This is a genomic window from Streptomyces sp. ID05-26A (assembly GCF_033794685.1).
In the GTDB taxonomy this organism is placed as follows: domain Bacteria; phylum Actinomycetota; class Actinomycetes; order Mycobacteriales; family Pseudonocardiaceae; genus Lentzea.
Window position 1 is genome coordinate 3,110,109 of the sequence record NZ_JARAYZ010000001.1, and the last position, 24,003, is coordinate 3,134,111.

The following is a 24,003-nucleotide window of genomic DNA, read 5'->3' on the forward strand; positions in this document are numbered from 1 at the left end:
TCGGCCCGGTCGCCTTTGTCGTGTCCGGGGTGTGGTGCGGGCGGGGGAGGCCTTGGGACGTGCCTGGAGTGGCACGGATGCCCTGGAACGCCAGGGCGGGACTCAGCGGGGCACGGGCCACACCAGGCAACAGCCGCACGGCGAAGCCGAGGCGTCAAACCGACCCGAACCACCCGACCAGGTGAGCCGTACTACCCACCGTGCGAGCAACCCCGTCACAACCCGGCACGTCCACCAAGTGGCGCGGGTGACAAAACCTGGGTTGCCCGAACGCCACCACCACCCTTCTGGCAATGTGAGGACCATGAGGCGACTCGGGGGAGTGCTTGCCGCGGCGCTGCTGTGCGGCACAGCAGCGGCGTGCACGAACGCGCCTCCTCCGCCGCTGGTCCCGAAGTCCGAGGCGCCCGTCATCACCACCACGGGGCCCAAGGTGACCGAGATCGTGGTCGGTGTGGACGACGTGGCCGGCGGTTACAACCCGCACGCCCTCGCGGCGCAAAGCCCCATCACGACCGCGCTCAGCTCCCTGTTGCTGCCGAGCCCGTTCAGGCCGGGCAACGACGGCGCGCCGCAGCTCGACCGGAACCTCATGGTGAGTGCCAAGGTCACCAAGGCCGAGCCGTTCACGGTCACCTACACGATTCGCAAGGACGCCAGCTGGTCGGACAGCGCTCCGATCGCCGCCGAGGACTTCTACTACCTGTGGCAGCGTATGCGCGCCGAGCCCGGAGTTGTGGATCCGGCGGGTTACCGGCTCATCAACAACATCAGCGCTCGCGAAGGCGGCAAGACGGTCGAGGTCGCCTTCGGCAAGCCGTTCCCGGGGTGGCGCAGCCTCTTCTCGAACCTGTTGCCCGCGCACCTGCTCAAGGACGCGCCCGGCACGTGGTCGAACGTGCTCGCCACCGGGTTCCCGGCCACCGCGGGGCCGTTCCAGGTGCGCAGTCTCGACGAGCCGCGCGGTGAGGTCGTGCTGGAACGCAGCGATCGGTACTGGGAGGTGCCGACGACGCTCGACCGGGTCGTCATCCGCCGGGCCACGCACAGCGCTATGGCCGAGTCGCTGTCCAAAGGCGACAACCAGGCGGTGTTGCTGCGGGCGGACGCGGCGGACGTGAACCTGCTCAAGGCGATCGACAAGATCACTACGAAACCCGTGCCGCGCAACGAGGTCGTGCAGGTTTTGCTGCGGCCCGCGAGTGAGCAGCTCAAGGACTTGAAGACCCGCAAGGCGATCATGGCCGCGCTCGACCGCGAGGCGCTCATCGCGTCCGGCACGCAGAGCGGGCCCAGTGCGTCGTTCCGGGCCGACTCGTACGTGGTGCCGCCGAGCCGGGCCGGGTACGTCAAGACGATCAACGCGAACACGCTCGACGCGGCGGCGAGCGACCAGTTGCTCACCGAGGCCGGGTACGCGAAGGCCGGCATCGAGTGGCAGAAGGCGGGCAAGGCGCTCAAGCTCCGGATCGCCGCGCCGGAGAAGTCCGAGCCCTACGTGGGCATCGCGAACCGGATCAAGGCCCAGCTGAAGGACCGCGGGATCGACTCCGAGGTCGTCACGCCGAGTGCCGAGGACCTCTTCAGCAAGCAGCTGACGGAGAAGGAGATCGACATCGCCGTCGTGCCGCGGGTCGACGCGGGGGACACGGCGGCGGCGCTCGCGAGTGAGTACGGGTGCGCCGGTGACGCTCCGGACGGGGCGACGCCCAGCCCGCAGAACGTCGCCGGCTTCTGCGACCCGGCGATCCAGGCGGACATCGACGCCGCGCTCAACGGCAAGGTCCTCGTGTCCGACGTGCTGGCGCGGGTCGAGCCCCTCATCGCCGCCCAGGCCGTCTCGGTGCCGTTGTTCCAGGTAGTTGATCTACTTGGTGTGCTTCCCACGGTTTCAGGTGTCGGTACCGGGGCACCCCTGGCGGGCGTGCTCAGCGGTGCACCCGAATGGCGGCGCCTCGACAAGTAGTCGAGGTGCCGAAATTGCGTTGCGCGCATCTTTTGAGCGTTGCTACGTTCGGCCGTTCTCGTTGACAGAATTCCGTGCGCCCGGTCAACGAACGCTTCCGCCCGGTAATCGGGCCATTGCGGCCTGCTACAACCTGTTTCCATTGGGTCACGATCGCCCTCTCAGGTAGTGACCGCCGCCTCAACGGGTTCTTACGGTGCTGCCCACGATGTGCCGGTTCGGGGCGCGTATGGCACATCAACGTTATGGGCGTGCATGCCGACCTGGCCACGGCCGCCCAGTGCTAGGAGGGCACGTGTCGATGAGGAGAACCAAAGCACTTCCGGCGATCGCACTGGTCGCCAGCGCGTCTCTCGTGCTGGGTGCCTGCGGTGGTGGCGGTGGTGGGAGCAGCGACGCGAACGGTGGCGACTCCACCATCGCGGAGATGGCTGTCGCACGCGGCGAGTCCGCGGACGGCTACACCGCGCCGGATACGAAGCAGAGCGGTCAGGTCGTCGTGTCGACCGAAAAGCCGTTCACCTCGTACAACAACGCGACCGAGGACGCCAACCAGTCTTACAACACGTTCGCGCTGGTTCTCGTGCAGCCTGGTGCGCACATCCTGAACGGCAACAACAAGTACAGCGTCAACAAGGACGTGATGGAGAGCGTCGAGGTCACCTCGAAGTCTCCGCAGGTCGTGACGTGGAAGCTGAAGAAGGGCGTCAGCTGGTCCGACGGCGAGGCCTGGGACTGCGACGACTTCTACATGGCGTGGTTCACCCAGAGCAACTCGTCCAAGAAGGCCGACGGCAGCAAGTACTTCAAGCCGGCCGGCGCCACCGGGTACGACCTCATGACCGGTGAGTGCAAGGACGACCAGACGTTCGTCGGCTCCTTCGCGGACCCGTACCCGGACTACATCGGCCTGTTCAACAACGACATTCTTCCCGCGCACATCCTGGAGAAGAACGCCGGCATCGCCGATGTCACCAAGCTGAACAAGGACAGCGCCGCCGCTGACATCCAGAAGGCAGCCGACTTCTGGAACGAGAAGTGGAACGGCTTCACCAAGGAGCTCATGCCGGGTGCGGGCCCCTACGTCCTGACCGGCTTCGAGCCGAACCAGTCGGTGACGCTGGAGCGCAACCCCAAGTGGATCGGCAAGGCCGGTGGCCCGGAGAAGATCGTCCTGAAGGCGGTCCCGAACCCGGTCGCGCAGGCGCAGGCGCTGGAGAACGGTGAGGTCGCCGTCAACTCCATGGCCCAGCCCGACGCGAACGCCGCGACGAAGCTGAAGGGCCTCAGCGCCCAGGGCGTCACGTTCGGCGCGGGCCCCGGCCTGTCGTTCGAGCACCTCGACATCCAGTTCAAGAACCCGGTGCTGGCCAAGGAAGAGATCCGCAAGGCCTTCTTCATGTGCATCAAGCGCCAGGACATCATCGACAAGCTGATCACCGAGGTGCAGTCCGACGCCAAGCCGCTCGGCAGCCTGATCTTCTTCCCGAAGGACGAGGGCTACAAGGACCTCTACGCCGAGAAGGCGAAGGGCGACGCGGCCGCGGCGAAGAAGATCCTCGGTGACGCGGGCTGGGCGCAGGGTGCGGACGGCGTGTTCGCGAAGGACGGCGTGCGCGCCTCCTTCCGGATCAGCCACACCGACATCCCGCGGCGCAAGCAGACCGTCGAGCTGATCCAGGGCCAGTGCAAGGAAGCCGGCATCGAGGTCAAGGACGACACCGACCCGAACTTCCTCGACGAGCGCGTGAGCCAGGGCGACTACGACGTCGCGCTGTTCGCGTGGTCCGGTGGCCCGACCAAGAGCGACAAGAAGTCGATCTACGAGACCGGCGGTGGCCAGAACTGGCAGAACCTGACCGTTCCGGCGGCGGACGAGGCCTTCAAGTCGGCCGTGTCCCAGACCTCGATCGCGGACTCGCTCAAGTTCTTCCAGAAGGCCGACGAGGAGATCTCGAACGCCTACGGCTCGCTGCCGCTGTTCCAGATGCCGAACATGTGGGCATTCAAGGGGATCGACCGCGTGTACAACCAGAGCTACTACGGCGCGCTGTGGAACGCCAACGAGTGGCAGACCAAGTAAATCGTCTTAGCTGAAGTGCGCAACGCCTGACCGGGCGGGGCCGGACCACGAGTCCGGCCCCGCCCGAGCCGGGTTGTTCCCTAGGAGCCCGCCCGTGATCCGCTACATCATCCGGCGCCTGCTGATCTCCATACCCATCCTGCTGATCGGCAGCTTCGCCTGTTACGTCCTCGTCGCCACCGCCGGTAATCCCTTGGCGGAGATGCGATTCCGGCCCGGCGTCACCGAAGCCGACCTCAAGGCCGCGGAGGCCGCACTGGGCTTGGACAAGCCCGTGTTCGTCCGTTACTGGAACTGGCTCGGCGACTTCCTGTCCGGCGACTGGGGCCAGAGCATCGCCCTCGGTCAGGCCAAGACCGCCGTCTTCCCCGCTGTCACCGACGCGCTGTGGACGACCGGACGACTCGTCATCGGCGCCGAACTCCTCGCTCTGACACTGGGTGTCTCGGTCGGCGTGCTCGCCGCCGTGCGCCAGTACTCGATCTTCGACTACCTCGCGACCAGCACCGCGTTCCTCATGTTCTCGATGCCGATCTTCTGCGTCGCGGTCATCGTGAAGAACTACGGCATCCAGTTCAACAACGTCCTGGAGTCGATGGGGCTGGACCGCTGGCTCACCACCGCGGGTCCGCGGCCGGGCGGCTTCACCGGCAGCTTCGGTGAAGTGATCTTCAAGTACACCGGCACGTTCCTGCTGCCGACGGTCGCGCTGATGCTGATCAGCTTCGCCGCCTACAGCCGGTTCGAACGCGCCTCCATGCTGGAGATCCTGCACTCGGACTTCGTGCGCACCGCACGGGCGAAGGGCATCTCGCAGGGCCGCGTGATCTTCAAGCACGCGTTCCGCAACGCGCTCATCCCGGTGTCCACGCTGTTCTCGCTGAACTTCGGTGCCGTGCTGTCCGGCGCGATCATCACCGAGACGGTGTTCGGCTGGGCCGGCATGGGCACGCTGCTGGTCAACTCCGTGCGGCAGTTCGACCCGCCGATGCTGATGGGCTGGCTCGCCGTCACCGCGACCCTGGTCGTGCTGTTCAACCTGCTCGCCGACATCGTGTACGGCATCCTCGACCCTAGGATTCGCCTTGGCTAACATCAACATGGCGTCCGAGGGCGGCGTGGTGAACAGCGCTCCCCAGTCCGACTCGCACGAGTTCGACGCCACCAAGACCCGCACGCAGGGCCAGTTGGTCATGCGGCGCTTCCTGCGCCACCGGCTCGCGATGGTGAGCCTCGGCGTCTTCGTCTTCCTCATCCTGTTCGCGTTCCTCGGACCGTTCGTCTGGACGTTCGACTACGAGGACGTGAGCAGCAAGTCCTACCAGCCGATGAGCGGCACCCACCCGCTCGGCACCACCCAGGTCGGCAAGGACATGCTCGCGCTTCTCATGCGCGGCACCGGGTACTCGCTGCAGATCGCGTTGATCGTGGCCGCACTGGCGACCGCGGTCGGCGTGACCTTCGGCGCGCTCGCCGGATATCTGCGCGGTTTCGTGGACGCCGCGTTGATGCGTCTCGTCGACCTGCTGCTGATCATCCCTCAGATCGCGGTCGCCGCGATCGTCGTCAAGGGGTTCTCCGGCAGCTGGTACGTCGTCGCGCTCGTGCTCGCCGCGTTCGCCTGGATGTCCATCGCCCGCATCACCCGGGGCGAGACGCTTTCCTTGGCACAGCGCGAGTTCATCGAAGCGGCACGCGCGTGTGGCGCCTCGACGCCGCGGATCATCTTCAAGCACCTCGTGCCGAACATGATCGGCAGCATCACCGTCAACGCCACGCTGGCGATCGCCGCGGCGGTCCTCACCGAGGCCGCGCTGTCGTTCCTGGGCCTGGGCGTCCAGCCTCCGGACACCTCGCTCGGCGTGATCGTGCTGGAGAACTACGGGCAGTTCCAGACCAGGCCGTGGTTGTTCTGGGGTCCGTTCATCGTGCTGGTGGCACTCTCCCTCGCCGTCAACTTCATCGGTGACGGCCTGCGCGACGCGTTCGACCCGAGGCAGACGAAGGTGCGTGCCTGATGAGTGTTTCCGAACTGTCGGAGGACTTCCTGCCCTCCAACACCACCGCACCGCTGTTGTCGGTCAAGGACCTGAGCGTCACGTTCCCGACCGACGACGGCGACGTTCGCGCCGTGCGCAACGTCTCGTTCGACCTCAACGCCGGCGACGTGCTCGGCATCGTCGGCGAGTCGGGCTCCGGCAAGTCCGTGTCCTCCATGGCGATCATGGGCCTGCTGCCCAAGAACGCGATCATCGAAGGCTCGATCCGCTACCGCGGCGAGGAGCTGAACGGTCGCAGCTACAAGCAGATGCAGCCGTTCCGCAGCAAGCACATCGCGATGATCTTCCAGGACCCGATGACGTCGCTGAACCCCGTCTACACCGTGGGGTGGCAGCTCGCCGAGACCTACCGCGCGCACCACGACGTCTCCAAGAAGGCGGCGTGGGCCAAGGCGGTCGAGGCACTGGAACTGGTCGGCATCCCGCAGCCCGACAAGCGCGCGGCCCAGTACCCGCACGAGTTCTCCGGCGGCATGCGGCAGCGCGTGGTCATCGCGATGGCGATCATCAACGATCCCAGCGTGATCATCGCCGACGAGCCGACCACCGCGCTCGACGTGACGGTGCAGGCGCAGATCCTCGACACCATGCTGCGCCTGCAGGCCGAGACCGACGCGGCGATCGTCATGATCACGCACGACCTCGGCGTGGTCGCGGGCATGGTCAACCGCGTGCAGGTGATGTACGGCGGCACCGTGGTCGAGTCCGGCCCGGTCGACGACGTCTTCGAACGGCCGCGGATGCCTTACACGGTGGGACTTCTGGGCTCGGTCCCGAACCCGTCCACCCTGGGCAAGAGGCTCACCCCGATCAAGGGCGCGCCTCCGTCGCTCGTGAACCTGCCGACGGGCTGCTCGTTCTCGCCGCGCTGCCCGCTCGTCGCCGACGTGTGCAACGAGTGGGAACCGCTGCTGGAGGAGGCCGGCGCCGCGAACCACACGACGCGGTGCCACCGCTGGGAGCACCTCGCGACGATCGAGACGCCGCAGCGGCTGTTCCTGCACGACGAGATCGGCACGGTGGAGAACCCGGCCGCGTTCGCCGCGGCCAACCCCGACGAGTCGCTCGAAGTGACCGCCGTGCACGGGTCTTTGCTCAAGGATGAGGAGGCGAAGTGACCGCGCCACTGCTGGAGGTCACCGACCTCGTCAAGGAGTTCCCCGTGCGGGGCCAGGGAATCATCCCGCGCAACGTCGGCACGGTGCAGGCCGTCTCCGGGGTGTCGTTCACGCTGCACCCCGGCGAGACGCTCGGCCTCGTCGGTGAGTCCGGTTGTGGCAAGTCCACGACCGGGCGCGCGATCCTGCAGCTGCACAAGCCCACGTCGGGCTCGGTGAAGTTCGAGGGCCGCGAGCTGACGACCATGAGCAACAAGCAGTTGCGGCCGTTGCGCAAGCACATCCAGATCGTCTTCCAGGACCCGTACGCGTCGCTGAACCCCAAGTGGCAGGTCAACGACATCATCGCGGAACCCCTGGTGATCCACGGTGTCGAGGGCGGCGTGCAGCGGCGGGTCAACGAGCTGATGGAGCTCGTGGGCCTCAACCCCGAGCACCGCGGCCGCTACGCGCACGAGTTCTCCGGCGGTCAGCGGCAGCGCATCGGCATCGCCCGTGCGCTCGCGCTGAACCCGCGGTTCCTGGTGCTGGACGAGCCGGTGTCCGCTTTGGACGTCTCGGTGCAGGCCGGAGTCGTGAACCTGTTGGAGGAACTGCAGGAACGGCTCGGGCTCGCCTACCTGTTCGTCGCGCACGACCTCTCGGTGGTGCGGCACATCTCGGACCGGGTCGCGGTCATGTACCTCGGCAAGATCATCGAGATGGGCGAGCGCGAGGCCATCTACAACAAGCCGATGCACCCGTACACGCAGGCGTTGCTGTCGGCCGTGCCGATGCCGGACCCGAAGGCGGAACGTCAGCGTCAGCGGATCGTGCTGACCGGTGACGTGCCGTCGCCGGTCAACCCGCCGTCGGGGTGTCGCTTCCGCACCCGGTGCTGGAAGGCGCAGGACATCTGCGCGACCGAAGAACCGAAGCTCGAAAGGCGCGGTGGCCCGGAAGGAACGTTGTCCGCCTGCCACTTCGCCGAGGAACGTGCGGTCGTGTAGCAGCATTGCTCTTCGTGCCGGACCGTTAGCAAAGGCCGCCTTTATCAACCGATGAAGGCGGCCTTTACTCTTTTCCGGTGACGCTGACTGCCCCACCACGGTTGCTCTTCGTGCACGCCCACCCGGATGACGAGAGTCTCTGGACCGGCGGCACCATCGCGCGCTACGCCTCCGCGGGCGCGCACGTCACCGTCGTCACCTGCACGCTGGGCGAAGAGGGCGAGATCATCCCGCCCGCGCTGGCGCACCTCGCCGCCGACGCCGCCGACCAGCTGGGTGGATACCGCGTGGGCGAGCTGAGAACAGCCTGCGCCGCACTCGGTGTGACGGACCACAGGTTCCTCGGCGGCATCGGCCGCTGGCGCGACTCCGGCATGGTCGACGTGCCGTCCAACGCGAAGGCGCGCGCGTTCGTCCAGGGCGCCGTCGAAGACCAGACCGCCCAGCTGGTCGAGATCCTGCGCGAGGTCAAGCCTCAGGTCGTCGTGAGCTACGACGCGTTCGGCGGCTACGGCCACCCGGACCACATCCGCGCGCACGAGATCACGGTCGCCGCGTGCGCCCAGGTCTCCGACGTCGAACGGGTCTTCTACGCCGTGACGTCCCGCGACGCCACGGCCGCCGGTGTGGCCGGGCTCGAGAACGTCCCCGAGGCGTTCCGGCTCCCCGCCGCGGGTGAGCTCCCGGTGACGCCGGATGAAGAGATCACAACGGTTGTCGACGTGTCGGAGCACCTGACGGCGAAACGCCGTGCGCTGCGGGCACACTCGACGCAGGTCAGTGTGTGGGACGGCGGGTACGCGTTGTCGAACGACATCGCGCAGCCGCTGGTCGGTGCCGAGTACTACGTGCTCGCGAAGGGTTCCGCGGTCGGCGCGGAGACGGATCTGTTCGGAGGACTGGGTGGTGACAGGTAGCTGGCGAGTCGTTTTCCTGCTGCTTCTGTGCGTGGAGGCAGCAGTGCTCGCCGTGCTCGAAGCGTTCTTCCTCCCGGTGCGCCTGGACGGCACCCTGCTGCCCAGGCTGGGAGACGTCCCGTTCCCCGTCACGATCGCGGTGGCCATCGTCACCACGCCGTTGCTGGTGCAGTGGGCGGCCGGCCTGTCGGACCGGGTCCTGGCCGCCGCGGCCCCGCTGATCGTGTGGTTCTTCACGATCTTCACGCTCGGCTTCCTGGAGCCGGGCGGCCAGGGCCAGTTCCTGCTCGGCGACTGGCGCACGCTCCTGCTGATCGCGGGCGGTGCGATGCCCGGCGCGGTGGCCGTGGGCGCCGTGATGGCGCGCAACGCGGCGAACCGGCCGGGCCTCTACGAGACCGCCGGGATCCAGTAGCGGTAGCGGTGGTGCTCGGAGCAACCGAGCTCCTCGTACAGCCTGATCGCCGGCTCGTTGTGCTCGGCCACCTGCAGCGCGCACGTCGTGGCGCCCTGCTCCAGGCCCCAGCCCCCCAGCTCGCCCATGAGGCGCCGTGCGAGGCCCTGGCGGCGGTGTGACGGCCGCACGGCGAGCCGGGCCACGTGCAGCACGTCCTCGACCACGGCGCCCCGCACGGCCGCGATCACGGTGCCGTCGGCGGTGAGGCTCGCGAAGCAGACGTTGCCGCCGCTGCCGAGCACGTGCCGCTGTGCGGCGGAGACCTCGGATCCGGCCGTCAGTTCCCACCATCCGGGAAGATCACGGCTCTCGGCTACGCCCTCCGCGAACTTCTCCAGCGGGCCGGTCATGACCAGTGACTCGGCACCACCGGGATGATCCAGATCCACCCGCCAGCCTGCGGCTTCGATCGCGGACTCGGGTGGTGAGCCGTTGACCACATGCGCCGTGGGTTTGATGCCGTGCTCGCGGGCGAACCCACGAACGGCCCTCAGTGCGTCCGGGATCGGCAGTCCGGGATCACCGCAGGTCAGCGTGCTGTTCGCGCGGCCGGTGAAGCCCTCGGCGGCGCGCATCAACCAGTCTCCTAGCGGAACTTCTGCCAGGACGGGCCATGCTCGCGCGCAGAGACGTTCCAGGTGATCCACGGTGTGCACAGGTCCATCTTGACTACGTTGGCGAGAGGTTTTCCAGGTAGCCGTGAGGACGTGTCACATCGCATAGCTAAGGCAAGCCTGACCGGGTGATACTCGAACGTGCCGCGTACTCTCCGGCTTGCGCGGTGTGACCAGATGAAGTTGGAGAGCGCAGTGACTTATGTGATCGCCCAGCCGTGCGTGGATCTGCTCGACAAGGCGTGCATCGAAGAGTGCCCTGTCGACTGCATCTACGAAGGCGACCGGATGCTCTACATCCACCCCGACGAGTGTGTGGACTGTGGCGCGTGCGAACCGGTGTGCCCGGTGGAAGCCATCTACTACGAGGACGACGTCCCCGACGAGTGGAAGGACTACACCAAGGCGAACGTCGACTTCTTCAACGAGCTCGGCTCGCCCGGTGGCGCGTCGAAGGTCGGCAAGGTCAGCGCCGACCCGGAGTTCGTGAAGGTCCTCGCGCCGCAGGCCGAGGGGCATTGATCATCAAACGCAGGGGGCCGGCGCTGCCGGACTTCCCGTGGGACCAGTTGTCGGACCACGCCGCCAGGGCGCGCAAGCACCCCGGTGGTGTGGTCGACCTGTCGGTCGGCACCCCTGTCGACCCGGTTCCCGCGGTGATCCAGTCCGCGCTGTCGTCGGTCGCCGACGTTCCCGGATATCCGACCACCCACGGCACTCCTGAGCTGCGTGCGGCCTTCGTCGCCGCGGTGGAGCGCCGGTACGGGATCGTCGGGCTGTCCGCGGACGCGGTGCTGCCCACCATCGGCTCCAAGGAGCTCGTGGCGTGGCTGCCCACCCTGCTCGGCGTCGGGCCGGGCGACGTCGTCGCCGTGCCTGCCGTCGCGTACCCCACCTACGAGGTGGGCGCGCTGATGGCGGGAGCCGAGGTCGTCCGCCTGGCCGACGGGGAACCGCCGCCCGCCGGCACGAAGCTGGTGTGGCTCAACTCGCCGTCGAACCCGACCGGGCGCGTGCTGTCGGCCGGGCAGCTGCGCGACGCCGTCGCCGCCGCCCGTGCGGCCGGCGCGATCGTGGCGTCCGACGAGTGCTACCTGGCACTGCCGTGGGACTCCTCGCCGGTGTCGGTGCTGCATCCGTCCGTTGTGGACTCCTTCGACGGCCTGCTCGCCGTGCACTCGCTGTCGAAGTCGTCGTCGCTCGCGGGCTACCGGGCCGGGTTCGTCGCCGGTGATCCGGAGCTGGTCGCGGGCCTGCTGGAACTGCGCAAGCACGCCGGCATGATCGTGCCGCGGCCGGTGCAGGAGGCCATGCGCGCCGCCCTGGAGGACGACGAGCACGTCGCCGAGCAGCGGTCGAGGTACCTGGCCCGGCGTGAGGTGCTCAAGCCCGCGCTGGAGGCGGCCGGGTTCACCGTGTCGCACTCCGAGGCGGGGCTCTACCTGTGGTCGTCACGCGGTGAGGACGCCTGGGAGACGATCTCCTGGCTGGCCGCCCGCGGCATCCTCGCCGCTCCCGGCACGTTCTACGGGCCGGCGGGGGCGAAGCACGTCCGGATCGCCCTCACGGCGACGGACGAGCGCGTCGCGGCCGCCGTGGAGCGGCTCAAGGCTTGAGGGCCGACCACACCCGGCGCGTGAACTGGTTCGGTGGCACGGCGTCCGTCGTGAGCCGCACCGACGTGCTGATCTCCTCGCCGCTCAGGCCGAGGCCCAGCACGAGGTGCCAGTGCAGGTCCCAGAGGTCGGCGAACGAGTCCAGTTCCACGTCGGCGTCCGCGCTGACGTGGAGCACGGCCGGTTCCGCGACGCGCACGACGCGTTCGACGGCCCGCACGTCCCGCGTGTTGGTGCGGAAGCTGAACTGCAGGTCGACCGTCGCGAGGTCGAGCCCGTACGTCGCGTACGAGTGGCATCTGTGGTGCGGCAACGACAACGGCTGGTTCGTCTCCAGGTAGAGGTCGCCCTCGAACCGCAGCGTCGGCGAGTGCTGGCTCAGCGTCGCGCGGGCGCTGACGAACTCCCAGCCGGGCATGTCGAGCTTGGGCACCAGCAGTTCCAGGATCTCGCCACGGCGGGCCGACCTCGTGCGCTCACCCGAGCGCCACGGGATTTCCCTGCTGTACGGCTCTTTCTTCGTGACGAACACGTACGGCGCGTTGTCGGTCTGCAGGCTGAGAACGACCACCGTGCGGTTTCTCGCCCAGTCGAACGCGACGGTGGTCAGTCCCGGCGCGACGCCGTCGAAGTGGCTCTCGACCCGCGGCCACCAGCTCGACAACTCCTCGGCGGGAGCGCCCTTGACGTAGCGGCCCTTCTCGTCGACGCCGACGATCCACATGGCCTCGGACCCGCGTGCGGCGTTGCACAGCGCGGCGATCTGGCGCGCGGCCTTGCCGTGGTCGACGGGCCACTGCGTCTTGAACTCCACGAAGGAGTCCTCCGACTGCGCACCCTGGAGGGCACGCTCTATGGCAGCGCGAGCGTTCAACTCCAGTCGCTGTTTCAGCACGTGCACCTCCTTCAGGTGAGAGGGGCCCAGCCTGCCTGCGCAGACCGGGCCCCGGACACCGAATTCCCGTGTCAGTCGTTCGCGTGCAAGGCCGCGTTCAGTTCGACGCCGGTGCCCTTGCGGGCCAACACCCGGACCGTGCCGGTCACGGAGTCCCGGATGAACAGCAGGTTCGATTGTCCGCTCAGGGACACCGCCTTGACGACCTCGCCGTCCGGAAGCGTGACCTTCGTGCCCGCGGTGATGTAGAGACCGGCCTCGATCACGCAGTCGTCGCCGAGCGAGATGCCCAGACCGGCGTTCGCGCCGAGCAGGCAGCGCTCGCCGATGCTGATGACCTGCTTGCCGCCACCGGACAGGGTGCCCATGATCGACGCGCCGCCGCCGACGTCCGAACCGTCGCCGACCACGACGCCGCCGGAGATGCGGCCCTCGACCATCGAGCTGCCGAGCGTGCCGGCGTTGAAGTTCACGAAACCCTCGTGCATGACCGTGGTGCCGGACGCGAGGTGGGCGCCGAGGCGGACGCGGTCCGCGTCACCGATGCGGACGCCGGACGGGACGACGTAGTCGACCATGCGCGGGAACTTGTCGATGCTGTAGACCGTCACCGGGCCCCGCAGGCGCAGCCGGGTGCGGGTCTGCTCGAAGCCGTCGACCGCGCACGGGCCGTGGTTCGTCCACACGACGTTCGTCAGCAGGCCGAACATGCCGTCGAGGTTCGCGCCGTGCGGCTGGATCAGGCGGTGGCTGAGCAGGTGCAGGCGCAGCCAGACGTCGTAGGTGGTCTCCGGGGCCGCCTCGAGGTCGATGACGGCCTTGACGCCGACGACCTCGACGCCGCGTTCCAGGTCCTCGCCGAGCAGCTTCGCGGCGGCCTCACCCAGCGCCTCCGCGATCTCGGCGGACGACACGCGGACGATGCCCGGCTCGCCCGCCTCGCCGAGGGCGGGGGACGGGTACCAGGTGTCGAGGACGGTGCCGTCCGGGGTCACAGTGGCCAAGCCGATGCCGTATGCGGTGCTCACGGGTACCGAGCTTAGTCCGACGGCCGAACCCGTGACCGTGCGGCGGGAGGTGCGACGTGCCCTCGTGGCCACGCCGGAAGCGGCGCCGGAGGATCAGTCCGGAACCTCGGCGCTGAAGTACAGCGAGCCCAGGTCGCCGCGGGTGGCGATGAGGGCCTCGTTGCACTTCGACTGGCGCGCGTCGGTGCTCGAGACGTTGTCCACGCGCACCTCGCCGCACTGGTGCGCCTCGAAGTCGCCCACCGCGGTCATCAGCCGGGGCAGGACCTCGCTGACGTCCTGCTGGACCTGCTTGCCCTGCAACGACCTGTCGAGGCGGCGGGTCATGGTGCTGACCTCCCCGACCCACGCGGCGCAGTCGGCCGGGGTGAAGCTGTGCTGCGAGCCGCAGGGCGCCGTGAACAACGTCCGGATCTCGCCGCACTGCCGGTCGCACGCGGCGGGAGCCTCACCGCAGCCGGTGGCCATGAGCAGCAGGAAGATGACCAGGAGTGTGCGCTTGATCACGCACAGCACGGTATCGGCTGAACGGCCCAGCGCCCAAGCCGCCTGAGTAGGGTGAACCGCGTGTCCGACACCCTTGATCTCCACGCCGACCCGATCGACCTGACGACCTCGCTGGTGGATGTGCGCAGCGTGTCGGGGGAGGAGGCGGAGATCGCGGACCTCGTGGAACGATCGCTCCAACTCCACGCGCCCCACCTGGATATCACCCGATCAGGGAACGCCGTGCTGGCGCGGACGAACCTCGGCAGGGAGCGCCGCGTGGTGCTCGCCGGGCACCTGGACACCGTGCCGATCAACCAGAACTTCCCGAGCCGCCGCGAGGGCGACGTCCTGCACGGCTGCGGCACCGTCGACATGAAGGGCGGCGACGCGGTCATGCTCGCGATCGCGGCGCTGAGTGCGGACGCGCGCCACGACCTCACGTTCGTCTTCTACGACTGCGAGGAGATCGAGGCCGAGCGCAACGGGCTGACGCGCATCCAGCGAGAGCTGGAGGAGTGGCTGCGCGGCGACCTCGCGATCGTCTGCGAGCCGTCCAACGGCACGGTCGAGGCCGGCTGCCAGGGCACGATGCGCATCGAGATCCGCACGTCGGGCAAGCGCGCGCACACCGCCAGGGCGTGGATGGGCGAGAACGCGATCCACGGCCTGGGCGAGGCGTTGCGCCGGCTGGAGTCGTACGTGCCGAGGCAGCCCGAGATCGACGGCTGCCACTACCACGAGGGCCTGCAGGCCGTGAAGATCAGCGGCGGCGTCGCGGGCAACGTCGTGCCGGACGCGGCCGTGCTCACGATCAACCACCGGTTCGCGCCGGACCGCACCGTCGAGCAGGCCGAACAGCACCTGCGCGAGGTCTTCGAGGGCTTCGACGTCACCGTCACGGACCTCGCGGCCGGTGCGCTGCCGGGCCTGAACGCCCCCGCCGCCCAGGAACTCGTGCGGGCCGCCGGCGGGACGCCCGTGGCCAAGCTGGGGTGGACGGACGTGGCGCGGTTCGCGTCCTTGGGCATGCCCGCGGTCAATTTCGGGCCGGGTGATCCGACGCTGGCGCACACTCAGGAGGAGAACGTGCCCGTCCGGCAGATCACCGAGTGTTTCGACGTGCTTAAGCGATTTCTGTTGAACTGATCTCTAGAATCTCAGTGATGACGGAAGAGAAGAAGAACGGCGCCGTCGACGAGCGCCCATCGGAGAAGCGTCGCGGCCCGGTCGTGGAACGACGCGACCGCAAGGACGACCGCACCACCACCACCGACCAGCGGCTGCTGGACTCCCGCGGCCCCTCCGACTGGGTGCACACCGACCCGTGGCGGGTCCTGCGCATCCAGGCGGAGTTCGTCGAGGGGTTCGGCGCCTTGGCCGAGGTGCCGAGCGCGGTGACGGTCTTCGGATCGGCGCGTACCGGCCGTGACCACCCGGAATACCAGCTCGGGCGCGACCTGGGCGCGGCACTGGCGGAGGCCGGGTTCGCGGCGATCACCGGTGGCGGCCCCGGAGCGATGGAGGCGGTCAACCGCGGCTGTTCGGAAGCCGGCGGCTTCTCGATCGGCCTGGGCATCGAGCTCCCGTTCGAGCAGGGCCTGAACCCGTGGGTCGACCTCGGCGTGAACTTCCGCTACTTCTTCGTGCGCAAGACGATGTTCATCAAGTACTCGCAGGCTTTCATCTGCCTGCCGGGTGGTTTCGGCACGCTCGACGAACTGTTCGAGGCGCTGACGCTGGTGCAGACGAAGAAGGTCACGAAGTTCCCCGTGGTGCTGTTCGGAACCGAGTACTGGCAGGGGCTCTACGACTGGATCCAGAGCTCGGTGCTCGCGGGTGGCAAGGTCGGGGAGAAGGACCTCGCGTTGCTGCACCTGACGGACGACATCGACGACGCGGTGCGGGTGGTCAAGGACGCGCACAAGGCTTGGGCGGACGCCCACTGACCCCGCTCACGGCGAGCTGACCAGCCCGTCGCGGAACGCCGAGGCCTGGAGTTCGAACAGCTCGAAGTAGTGGCCGCGCAACGACATCAGCTCGTGGTGCGTGCCCTGCTCGACGATCCGGCCCTGGTCCAGCACGATGATCCGGTTCGCGTTGCGGATGTTCGCGAGCCGGTGGGTGACCAGGATCGTGGTGCGCCGCGCACTCGCTTCGCGGAGTCCCTCGAACACCCTGGCCTCGGCCTTGGCGTCCAGTGCCGCGGTGGGTTCGTCCGCCACGAGCACGGCGGCGTCGCGGTAGATGCCCCTGGCCACACCCATCCGCTGCCACTGGCCGCCGGAGAGGTCCTGGCCGTCGTTGAAGTACTTGGACAGGACGGTGTTCGCGCCCTCGGGCAGGGTGTCCAGCACCTCGTCGGCGCCGGACCTGGTGATGGCGTCGTGCCAGGCCGCACGGTCGGGGTCGGCGCGATCCAGCCGTCCGACCAGGACGTTGTGCTCGGCGGTCATCGGCCACTGCGCCGGGGCCTGGGCGATCACCGCGACGTTCGAGTGCACGGAGTTCCGGTCGGTGGTCGCCAGGTCCACGTCGTCCCAGCGCACGACACCCTCACCGGGCAGGTACAGGCCGGTGATCAGTTTGCCCAGCGTCGTCTTGCCCGACCCGTTCTCGCCGACCAGCGCCACGACTTCACCGCGGCGCACGGTCAGCGAGATTCCGCGCACCGCCGGGGTGTGCTGCCCGGGGTAGGCGAAAGTGACGTCGTCCAGGCTGATGAGGGCGGGATCCTCGGGAGCGGTGATCGTCGACGGCGCGGGTGCCCGGCGAGCGCCCTCGGCCAGCAGTGTGCGGTAGTAGCCGATGTAGAAGGAGTTCTCGTACAGCGTGTTCACCGCATTGGTGGTCGAGGACAACGCGGTGTACGCGGTTCGCATCGCCAGCACGGCGGTGCCCGCCAACGCCAGCGCCATCCCGCCGGAGTACAGCAGGAAACCCAGGACCAGGTAGGCGAACGCGGTACCCAGACCCGCGAGCGTCCGGCCGCCCAACTGCACGAGGTTGCCGCGGTGCGCGAGCCGGATCTCCTCTCGCGCCAGGCTCGCGGTGATCGTCCGGTACTCGTCGAGCAGCCGTTCCTGCAACGTCAGCGCGTGCCGTTCGAGGGCGAAGTCGCGTTGCGTCGCCACCTCCTCGACGACACCCTTGCGCATCGTGCGGGTCACGTTGTCCAGGAAGTGCTGGTGGTTGAGCTTCGACACCTTGCCCGCCGCCCACCCGTTCGCCAGCGCGGCGAGCAGCAGCGCGGGCGCCAACCAGGGGTTGAGCAGGCCCGCCGTGACGACCGCGGCGAGCATGGAGATACCCGAGGAGACCAGATCGGCCACCGACCTGAGACTGGTGTCGATGGCACGCACCCCGTGACGCCCGCCCTGGCTCGCGAGCTCCCGGAAGTCCGCGTCCTCGAACGCCACCAGGTCGACCCGGACCACCGCCGAGGTGACCTCCTCGTCGGCCGCGCGGGTGACCAACGGGCGCAGTGACGCCTCCACGGCGGCGACCGCCGCGTCCAGCAGGGCGCGCAGGGCGTAGGACCCGACCACGACGGCGATCGCGGGCAGCGAGCCGGCCAGCCTGTCCGGTGTGGCGCCCTCGCGCAGCAATGCGACGAACACGTCCGAGGTGGCGAGCAGACCGAACGCCGTCACGACACCGGACACGACCTGGGCCAGACCGGCGAGGACGGTCAGCCGGCGCGAGCTCCGCCAGGCCAGGCGCAGCACCAGGGCGATCACCTCTGGCAGGCCGCGCAGCGCTCGGCTGAAGCTGACGGTCGCCGCGTCGTGGCCCACCGCCGCCCACTGCGGCGTCGCCACGTTCTCCACGCCGATCAACGGAGCGGTCATGGTGTTCCCCTCGCTACGAGATGAGCAGTGCGGTGTCCCAGTTGCCGGACTCCGGATAGCCGCGCGCGTGGTCGTCGAGCGCCAGCCCGATCCCGGCGGCCCCGTCCAGGAAACCGGTGTTCTCGACGTCCACGAAGTCGGTGAGCCGGGCGGCGAACAGATCCGCGGACGCGCGCAGCACCGGGTCACCGCTGTCCTTGGCCATCCGCCCGGTGAGCTGCGTGACTCCCGCCCAGCCGTGGCACAGCCCGGCGTCGCGCAGCAGACCGGGTTCGGCGACGAGCCTGCCGACGGCGGTTCGCGCGACCGCGACGGCACGGTCCGCCCAGTCCGGCCGGTCGAACGCTCCCGCGGCCAGCTGGATCGCCCTGGCGACACCGCAAGTGCCGTAGCACCACCCGAAACCCTCTCCTGGGATCGGTCCGCGCGGGGTGACGCAGCCGGGCCAGTACGGCCCGTCGCCCTGGTCGTCGAGTTGCTCGAACAGCCAGTCCACGATGGTCTTCACGGCAGCGTCGTGGCCGGCCACCCGGACTTCCGCGCGCCACGCCAGCGCGAGCAGCGCGAGTGCTCCCGGCACCCCGTGGGCCATGCCGAGGTTGGCGTGGGTGCCGAGGAACGCCGGGTCCGCCTCGACCATCTCGGGTGTGCTCTCCTCCCACCAGCCCCGGTGCGCGGAGGTGACCAGACGTGTCAGCAGATCGGTGAGCTCCGGGTGTTCCTCTCCGCGGTGCAGTAGGTACCGCCCGAGTCCCACCAGGCCGTCGGCCAGGTCGTAGGAGCCGGACAGCCGCTGCCGCACCTGGGCGCGGACCAGGCCGTCGACGGACGCGAGCAACGAGCCGTACTCACCGGGCAGGCGAGCCGCGATCGACGCGACCAGGCCGAGTCCGGCGATCCCGTCGAACAGGCCGCGCGCGGCGGCGGTCGGTGCCGCGACCGCCGCCGCGAGGTGGGAGTGCGCGTGCGCGCGGTAACCCGCGTCGTGGCGGCCGAGCTCGGCCAGCAGCAGGGCGCTGCCGGCGAGCCCGCCGGACAGACCCGCGGTGGCCGGCGGCGCGGCCAGCAGCCGTTCGGCCACGCGGTGGACGGGATCGGTGCTCACGTGGTGAACCGGGCGCGGTCCTGGTGCGCCTGGACGACGCCCCTGGCGATCGCGTACGACTCGGACTCCACGTCGTACGACGCGCCGAGCCGGTTGCTGTGCATGTGCAGCAACGCGGCCATGGCCACGGACCACGAGTGCTCCGCCAGCCCGTCGCCGTAACGCCGGACGGCCGCCGCACGTGACCCCAGCGCGGCGAGCAGCTCCGCCCCGCCGGCCCGGCCGCGCAGGCCCGTCCACTCGCCGGACGGGTCGACCAGCGAGACGGCCTGCCGGCGTCGCTGCTGGAAGGCGGAGTGCTTGTCCCCCTTGGGGAACGCGGTCAGCAGCCACTCCGGCCAGGTGGGCGTCCCGGTCGCCGCCAGGAGGTCGACGTGACCGATCGCCAGTAGCAGTGCGGCGTCCACATCGGACAGTTCGGTGCGGCGCAGGCGCAGCTGGGCCAGCGCGGCCTCGCTGTCCGCCTGGAACACCGCCTCGGCGTCCGCCATCGCCGCGAGACCGCCGTAGCGCTGGAGTTCCGGTTCGTAGTCGTCCAGGACGAACCTGTTGGCCAGCCGTGCCTCCCGGAGGTCGTCCACCCACTCGCGCAGCAGCGGCAGCGCGGAGGACGTGAGCCGGTCCGGCGAGCCGTGCAACCGCAGGCGCAGATGCGGGTCGGGGTCGGCGTAGCGCAGGAAGAACCACCGGTCGACGTCGTCGCCCAGTGCGGTCAGCAGCTGGGGCAGCCGCTCGGTCAGGATCTCGTCGTGGTGCGCCGAACCCGCGTACACCTTGGCGTAGAGCCATTCGCCGCCCGGTGAGTGCCGCGGCGGCACCTCGGTCGCCGTCGACGGGACCGGTCGGGCCCGCCGGGTCGGCGGAGTCGCGCGGTGCAACGGGAAGACCAGTTCCGCCACGTGCCCGTCGAGCCAGCCGAACCGGTCGGGCCCGGCGCCGACCACCTCGGACAGCAGCACGAACTCGCGCTTGCGGAGCTCGTCGCGCAGCACCTGGCAGTGCAGGCCCACGGTGAGGTCGAGGTCGACCCGGTGGTCCTGCACCGCGATCTGCACCTCGCCGGGCACGCGCCACTCCTCGCGCCAGGTGGCCAGCTCGGCGAGCCAGCCGGCGAACGACAGCGTCTCGTCGTGCAGCGACTTGGGCATCAGCCAGGACGCCGGTGACAGCACGGTGCGCCCGTAGCGGACCCGCGGGTGGTAGGGCAGCACCATCGCGCCGCCCCAGTCCCACGCGTGCAGCTGACGGGTGCCGCTCTCGGCGACCTCCCGCACCAGGCGGACCGCGTTGGGCACACCGACGAGGTCGTTCAGCATGTGCGGCACCAGCGGCACGATCTCCGCGTCGCGGGACAGCGACCGGAGCTGGAAGCGGTCCTCGTCGGCCGAGATGTAGATGTCGTCGACGCTCACCACGTGCGGGTCGTCCGCGTCGGCGAACACGCCGATCGCGAGCTGGTCCGGCACGACCTGAGGGACCTGCACGACGTTGCCCGACCGAGGCGACACGGTCGGGTAGACGAGCTGCAGGTGGGCGGTGTGCGGCTCGTCCGGCACCCGGTAGAGGTCGCGGAAGTGGCCGTGGTCGCCGAAGAGGTACGCGAAGCGGCCGAAGGTCGCGCCCACCTGGCTCGTACCGACCAGTGGCGAGACGTGCAACGTGAAGTCGCCGTCGTCGACGGCCTCGCGCGTCGAGCCGCAGAGGTACACGGAGATCTCGACGCCACGCGGGACCGCGCTCTTGGGCTTCTCGGCCACCCACTCCAGGTCGGCGTCGGTCAGCACGACCTCCGCCGCACCACGCAGCATCGCCGCCTGGGCGAGCCGGGCGAGCTTGCGGTCGCGGGCGGTGGTGGCACGGCGCTCCGCTCCGCGGAGGACCCGTTCGTTGCGGGGCGTCCGGTAGCCGGCCGGCGCACCGAGCCCGGTGGCGGGGTCGAGCAGTTCGGTGATCTTCACGAGCCTGCCGTACCCGTACTTCTCGCAGAAGTCGGCGTGGTACTCCCGCAGGTGGGTGGGCCAGCCGTCCAGCGGGGCCAGCCGCCACAACGCCTCCGCGGCCCGGCGCGCCTCCTCGCCCACCTCCGACGGCAGTCGCACGTCCGCGTCGAGCCGCAGGTCGACGTGGACCGGTGGTTTGGTGCTGGGGCTGCGTTCGCGCATGGCCGCCACGACGCGGTGCCAGTGCGGCAGTCCCTCACCCGGTGCCGCCGTGCGGAACGCCGCGAGCAGGTCGGTGATCTCCTCGAGCAGGTCTTCCGAGGAGGCCGCCACCAGCCGGGCGAACGGGTCGAGCTCCGTCGTGGCGGGCCGCAGGTCGGTGAGCAGGACGTCGTTGGCGATCAGGTGGTTCACCAGGACGCGGACGCGGTCCGGGGTCGCCGCGGCGAAGGACCGGCACAGCGCCTCGACGAGATCCGGGTGGGTCACCGGGGTCCGTGCCAGCTCCAGCGCGCGCAGCACGACCGGGGTCGCCCGCAGCGAGACCTCCTCGGCTCCGGCCTTCGACCGCTCCCCGGTGTTCTCGTCGACCTCGCGGACGTAGGGCAGCACGATGCGCCCGGCCCGTTCCACGCACAGTCCGTTGGTCACCACGCGCAGGTGCGGCTGGATCTCGGGTGAGCGCTCCCACGCCGTCACGAGCGAGGTGAGCCACGCGCTGTCGGGGCGCACGCCCTTGACGTGGTTCTCGCCCAGCCGCACCGACGTGGTGTCCCCGAACGACGTGACGCCGACACCCGCGAACAGCCCGAAGGGGGTGGGACGACCGGACATCCGCAGCAGGTAGCGGGTGACCGCGAACGCGGCCCGCTGGAGCTTCGACTTCGACACCGGCTCACCGGACCGCAGCCGGTCGAGCGTGCCCGCCAGCTGGTCGCTGGACACCGTGATCGCCTCCAGGAGGAGGGGGTCCTTGGTGACGTCGCGCAGGTAGTTCGCCAGCCGCTCGGGGTAGTCGGGCACGTCCGGGTCGAGGTCGACGTGCGTGACCGCCGCGCGGTCGCCCGGCAGGACGGCCATGCGCAGCATCCCTGTCGTGCCCACGCGGAACAGCGGGTGCGGAGCCATGTCTGCTTGCCTTTCCGTTCGGTGGTGCGGGCCTCAGCCGAGCAGGAACAGCCGGAGCCACTGCCTCGGTGCGACGTCCGCGACGGTGAGCAGAGCCAGCGAGATGCCCGCGGCGCCGTTGAGCAGACCGGGGTTGTCGACCGCGTTGCCCTGGTTCTCGACGTCCTGGAAGCCGAACGGCAGTTCGGGGTCGTAGTGGCCCGCCACCTCGTCGACCAGTTCACCGGTCCGCAGCCGCAGTTCCTCGTCACCGGTCGCCCGCGCGAAGGAGTCGGCGAGGAGCATCACGCCGGCGATCCCGTGACAGATCGTCGGGCTCTCCGGCCAGGTGGGGCCGCTCCTGCGGTCGGCCAGCCTGCGCATCGCACCCGCGGCGAGGTCCTGGAACCGGGTTTCGCCGAGCGTCCGCCCCGCCACCCACAGTCCCCAGGCGACGCCAGGTGTGCCGTAGCACCAGCCCCAGCGGCCGCCGTTGCCCGAGGGAGCGGCCCTGCCGTCCTCGTCGCGCAGCAGCATGGACGGCCATTCCAGGTCGTCGGCGACAGCCGCCAGCCTGCGGGCACCCCAGTCCAGGCCGCGCAGCACCTCGTCGGTCGGTTCCACCAGGCCGTCGGACACCAACAGCGCCAACGTGGCCAGCACGCCGGGCACGCCGTGCGCCAGGCCGCAGTCCTCGTTGCCGCCGGGTGCCGCCGCGGCGAGATCCGGTTCGAGGTGCCGGGCGGGCACCAGCAGCCGGGGACGGCCGTCCCGGTCGTCGAGCAGGGTGGCGAGCACGTCCGCGAGCTCGCGGAGGGTGTCGCCGACCTCGCCGGTGGCCGGTCGCAGCGACAGCGCGGCGGCCCACCCCGCGACTCCGCTGATGAGGTCGTACTCGGGCACGTCGACGTCCGGGGCCTCGGCCACCCGCCGCGCGGCCGCGCGCATGGTGGGCAGGGCGGTGCGGTCGAGTTCGGCGAGCATCCGCTGGTAGCGCGTGCCTTCGCGGCCGAGCAGCGTCGTGGCGCTGATGGCACCCGACAGTCCCGAGTAGAGCGAGAGCAGGCCCTGACCGCGTGCGAGCCCGTCGACACCCTGCGCCAGGCCGGCTCGTCCGCGCCGGTCCCAGCCCTCGTCCGGCTGGGCTTCGTCCAGCACCGCGCACAGCAGCGCGTTGCCGAGGTCGCCGGTCGCGAGCGAATCCGGTCGCCACCGGTGGATGAAGGGGTAGGCGGTCTGGCGGGCGATCAGGTCGGGTGCCGCCTCGACCAGGTCTGGCCGTGTCACCCGGCGCGCCACGTCGAAGGCGATCTCGACGGCGCGCGTGGAGGTCTGCGTGGTCATTTCCGTTCCTTCCCCTCTGCAGGTCTGAATTTGCCTGCCGCGCAGCATCGAAGCAAACACTTCGAATTCTCTTGAAATGATTGGTCGGCGGGGTTCTTGCGATTTATCGTCCAGCCTGTCGAAAGTGCTGGTTTTAATCTGAGGGGAATTTGCTCATGACTGCCATCATCAGTGCCGAGGAACTGTTCGACCTCGATGTGAAGCTCAGCTTCAGCGAGATGGACGTGCAGGAGGGCGTCAAGGCGGGCGTGACCGACGGTTGCACCATGACCAAGACGTGCACCGGTGGCTGGAACACCTGCTGGATCAGCTGCGGTTCGATCACCGGCCGCCCCTGCCCCTGCTGATCACGAGCCGGGAGCGGACTGTCACCGCGCCGACAGCGAGCCGATAGCGGCATGTTCCATCGTCCCCCTGTGATCGGCTC

Annotated in this window: 21 protein-coding genes; 13 read left to right on the forward strand and 8 right to left on the reverse strand. The window is 69.4% G+C overall.

All coding sequences use genetic code 11. The annotated features are described in order from the left end of the window. The first annotated feature begins 304 nt into the window (after positions 1-304). From PV646_RS15465 to PV646_RS15500, 8 genes are all read left to right on the forward strand, one after another. Positions 305-1,966 carry an ABC transporter family substrate-binding protein gene (locus PV646_RS15465; protein WP_500342148.1) on the forward strand — a complete coding sequence of 554 codons (1,662 nt, stop codon included), beginning with the start codon at positions 305-307 and terminating at the stop codon, positions 1,964-1,966. A 301-nt stretch (positions 1,967-2,267) separates the two neighbouring features. After that, positions 2,268-4,049, forward strand: coding sequence for an ABC transporter family substrate-binding protein (locus PV646_RS15470; protein ID WP_500342149.1), 1,782 nt, complete (start codon positions 2,268-2,270; stop codon positions 4,047-4,049). 94 nt (positions 4,050-4,143) lie between these two features. Continuing rightward, on the forward strand, positions 4,144-5,142 hold the full coding sequence (locus PV646_RS15475; RefSeq protein WP_500342150.1) for an ABC transporter permease: 999 nt from the start codon (positions 4,144-4,146) through the stop codon (positions 5,140-5,142). Continuing rightward, positions 5,135-6,067: an ABC transporter permease gene (locus tag PV646_RS15480; protein ID WP_500342151.1), complete on the forward strand. Its 933-nt coding sequence runs from the start codon at positions 5,135-5,137 to the stop codon at positions 6,065-6,067. The genes PV646_RS15475 and PV646_RS15480 overlap by 8 nt, the downstream gene beginning before the upstream one ends. Next, complete coding sequence (locus PV646_RS15485) at positions 6,067-7,227, forward strand: ABC transporter ATP-binding protein (RefSeq protein WP_500342152.1); 1,161 nt, start codon at positions 6,067-6,069, stop codon at positions 7,225-7,227. Before PV646_RS15480 ends, PV646_RS15485 begins: the two co-directional genes overlap by 1 nt. After that, positions 7,224-8,216 carry an ABC transporter ATP-binding protein gene (locus tag PV646_RS15490; RefSeq protein WP_500342153.1) on the forward strand — a complete coding sequence of 331 codons (993 nt, stop codon included), beginning with the start codon at positions 7,224-7,226 and terminating at the stop codon, positions 8,214-8,216. Before PV646_RS15485 ends, PV646_RS15490 begins: the two co-directional genes overlap by 4 nt. A 77-nt stretch (positions 8,217-8,293) precedes the next feature. Next, positions 8,294-9,133, forward strand: a complete 840-nt coding sequence (gene mshB / locus PV646_RS15495) for an N-acetyl-1-D-myo-inositol-2-amino-2-deoxy-alpha-D-glucopyranoside deacetylase (protein ID WP_500342154.1) — start codon at positions 8,294-8,296, stop codon at positions 9,131-9,133. After that, entirely contained in the window at positions 9,123-9,548 is a 426-nt protein-coding gene (locus PV646_RS15500) for a hypothetical protein (RefSeq protein WP_500342155.1), read from the forward strand. Before mshB ends, PV646_RS15500 begins: the two co-directional genes overlap by 11 nt. Here PV646_RS15500 and PV646_RS15505 read toward each other — a convergent pair. Then, a complete protein-coding gene (locus PV646_RS15505; RefSeq protein ID WP_500342157.1) occupies positions 9,524-10,246 on the reverse strand; it encodes a GNAT family N-acetyltransferase in 723 nt (240 codons plus the stop codon). The genes PV646_RS15500 and PV646_RS15505 overlap by 25 nt on opposite strands. Positions 10,247-10,399: 153 nt before the next feature. Between PV646_RS15505 and fdxA the strand changes: the two genes are divergently transcribed. Continuing rightward, on the forward strand, positions 10,400-10,726 hold the full coding sequence (fdxA, locus tag PV646_RS15510) for a ferredoxin (protein ID WP_030480843.1): 327 nt from the start codon (positions 10,400-10,402) through the stop codon (positions 10,724-10,726). Then, the gene (gene dapC, locus PV646_RS15515) at positions 10,723-11,820 is read left to right on the forward strand and encodes a succinyldiaminopimelate transaminase (protein WP_500342158.1); all 1,098 of its coding nucleotides are present in this window, start codon (positions 10,723-10,725) and stop codon (positions 11,818-11,820) included. The genes fdxA and dapC overlap by 4 nt, the downstream gene beginning before the upstream one ends. Here the strand turns inward: dapC and PV646_RS15520 are convergent. The 3 genes from PV646_RS15520 to PV646_RS15530 form a co-directional block, all read right to left on the reverse strand. Continuing rightward, complete coding sequence (locus PV646_RS15520; RefSeq protein WP_500342159.1) at positions 11,810-12,715, reverse strand: hypothetical protein; 906 nt, start codon at positions 12,713-12,715, stop codon at positions 11,810-11,812. The two genes, dapC and PV646_RS15520, sit on opposite strands and share 11 nt — an antisense overlap. A gap of 71 nt (positions 12,716-12,786) precedes the next feature. Next, entirely contained in the window at positions 12,787-13,743 is a 957-nt protein-coding gene (gene dapD, locus PV646_RS15525) for a 2,3,4,5-tetrahydropyridine-2,6-dicarboxylate N-succinyltransferase (protein WP_500342160.1), read from the reverse strand. A gap of 93 nt (positions 13,744-13,836) precedes the next feature. Further along, a complete protein-coding gene (locus tag PV646_RS15530; protein WP_500342161.1) occupies positions 13,837-14,250 on the reverse strand; it encodes a hypothetical protein in 414 nt (137 codons plus the stop codon). Between the two features lie 60 nt (positions 14,251-14,310). On the opposite strand from PV646_RS15530, the gene dapE reads away from it, so the two are divergent. Further along, entirely contained in the window at positions 14,311-15,378 is a 1,068-nt protein-coding gene (gene dapE, locus PV646_RS15535; RefSeq protein ID WP_500342163.1) for a succinyl-diaminopimelate desuccinylase, read from the forward strand. 17 nt (positions 15,379-15,395) lie between these two features. Next, on the forward strand, positions 15,396-16,178 hold the full coding sequence (locus PV646_RS15540) for an LOG family protein (RefSeq protein WP_500342164.1): 783 nt from the start codon (positions 15,396-15,398) through the stop codon (positions 16,176-16,178). A gap of 6 nt (positions 16,179-16,184) precedes the next feature. Here PV646_RS15540 and PV646_RS15545 read toward each other — a convergent pair whose 3' ends face one another. Genes PV646_RS15545 through PV646_RS15560 form a run of 4 tightly spaced genes read right to left on the reverse strand, consistent with a single transcriptional unit; the run spans position 16,185 to position 23,576 of the window. After that, complete coding sequence (locus PV646_RS15545; RefSeq protein WP_500342166.1) at positions 16,185-18,080, reverse strand: ABC transporter ATP-binding protein; 1,896 nt, start codon at positions 18,078-18,080, stop codon at positions 16,185-16,187. Positions 18,081-18,093: 13 nt separating this feature from the next. Continuing rightward, on the reverse strand, positions 18,094-19,185 hold the full coding sequence (locus PV646_RS15550) for a lanthionine synthetase C family protein (protein ID WP_500342167.1): 1,092 nt from the start codon (positions 19,183-19,185) through the stop codon (positions 18,094-18,096). After that, positions 19,182-22,253 (reverse strand): lantibiotic dehydratase, encoded by a 3,072-nt coding sequence (locus PV646_RS15555; RefSeq protein ID WP_500342168.1) that lies wholly within the window; start codon positions 22,251-22,253, stop codon positions 19,182-19,184. Before PV646_RS15555 ends, PV646_RS15550 begins: the two co-directional genes overlap by 4 nt. 33 nt (positions 22,254-22,286) lie before the next feature. Beyond that, positions 22,287-23,576 carry a lanthionine synthetase C family protein gene (locus tag PV646_RS15560; protein WP_500342170.1) on the reverse strand — a complete coding sequence of 430 codons (1,290 nt, stop codon included), beginning with the start codon at positions 23,574-23,576 and terminating at the stop codon, positions 22,287-22,289. 155 nt (positions 23,577-23,731) lie between these two features. Here PV646_RS15560 and PV646_RS15565 point away from each other — a divergent pair, with 155 nt between their 5' ends. Then, on the forward strand, positions 23,732-23,923 hold the full coding sequence (locus PV646_RS15565) for a hypothetical protein (RefSeq protein ID WP_500342171.1): 192 nt from the start codon (positions 23,732-23,734) through the stop codon (positions 23,921-23,923). The last annotated feature ends 80 nt before the right edge of the window (positions 23,924-24,003 follow it).

Excerpts from the sequence above, each read along its gene's own strand:
- PV646_RS15465 (WP_500342148.1), top strand. The coding sequence starts at position 305 with ATGAGGCGACTCGGGGGAGTGCTTGCCGCGGCGCTGCTGTGCGGCACA.
- PV646_RS15470 (WP_500342149.1), top strand. The coding sequence starts at position 2,268 with ATGAGGAGAACCAAAGCACTTCCGGCGATCGCACTGGTCGCCAGCGCG.
- PV646_RS15485 (WP_500342152.1), top strand. The coding sequence starts at position 6,067 with ATGAGTGTTTCCGAACTGTCGGAGGACTTCCTGCCCTCCAACACCACC.
- PV646_RS15540 (WP_500342164.1), top strand. The coding sequence starts at position 15,396 with ATGACGGAAGAGAAGAAGAACGGCGCCGTCGACGAGCGCCCATCGGAG.
- PV646_RS15545 (WP_500342166.1), bottom strand. The coding sequence starts at position 18,080 with ATGACCGCTCCGTTGATCGGCGTGGAGAACGTGGCGACGCCGCAGTGG.
- PV646_RS15555 (WP_500342168.1), bottom strand. The coding sequence starts at position 22,253 with ATGGCTCCGCACCCGCTGTTCCGCGTGGGCACGACAGGGATGCTGCGC.
- PV646_RS15560 (WP_500342170.1), bottom strand. The coding sequence starts at position 23,576 with ATGACCACGCAGACCTCCACGCGCGCCGTCGAGATCGCCTTCGACGTG.
- PV646_RS15565 (WP_500342171.1), top strand. The coding sequence starts at position 23,732 with ATGACTGCCATCATCAGTGCCGAGGAACTGTTCGACCTCGATGTGAAG.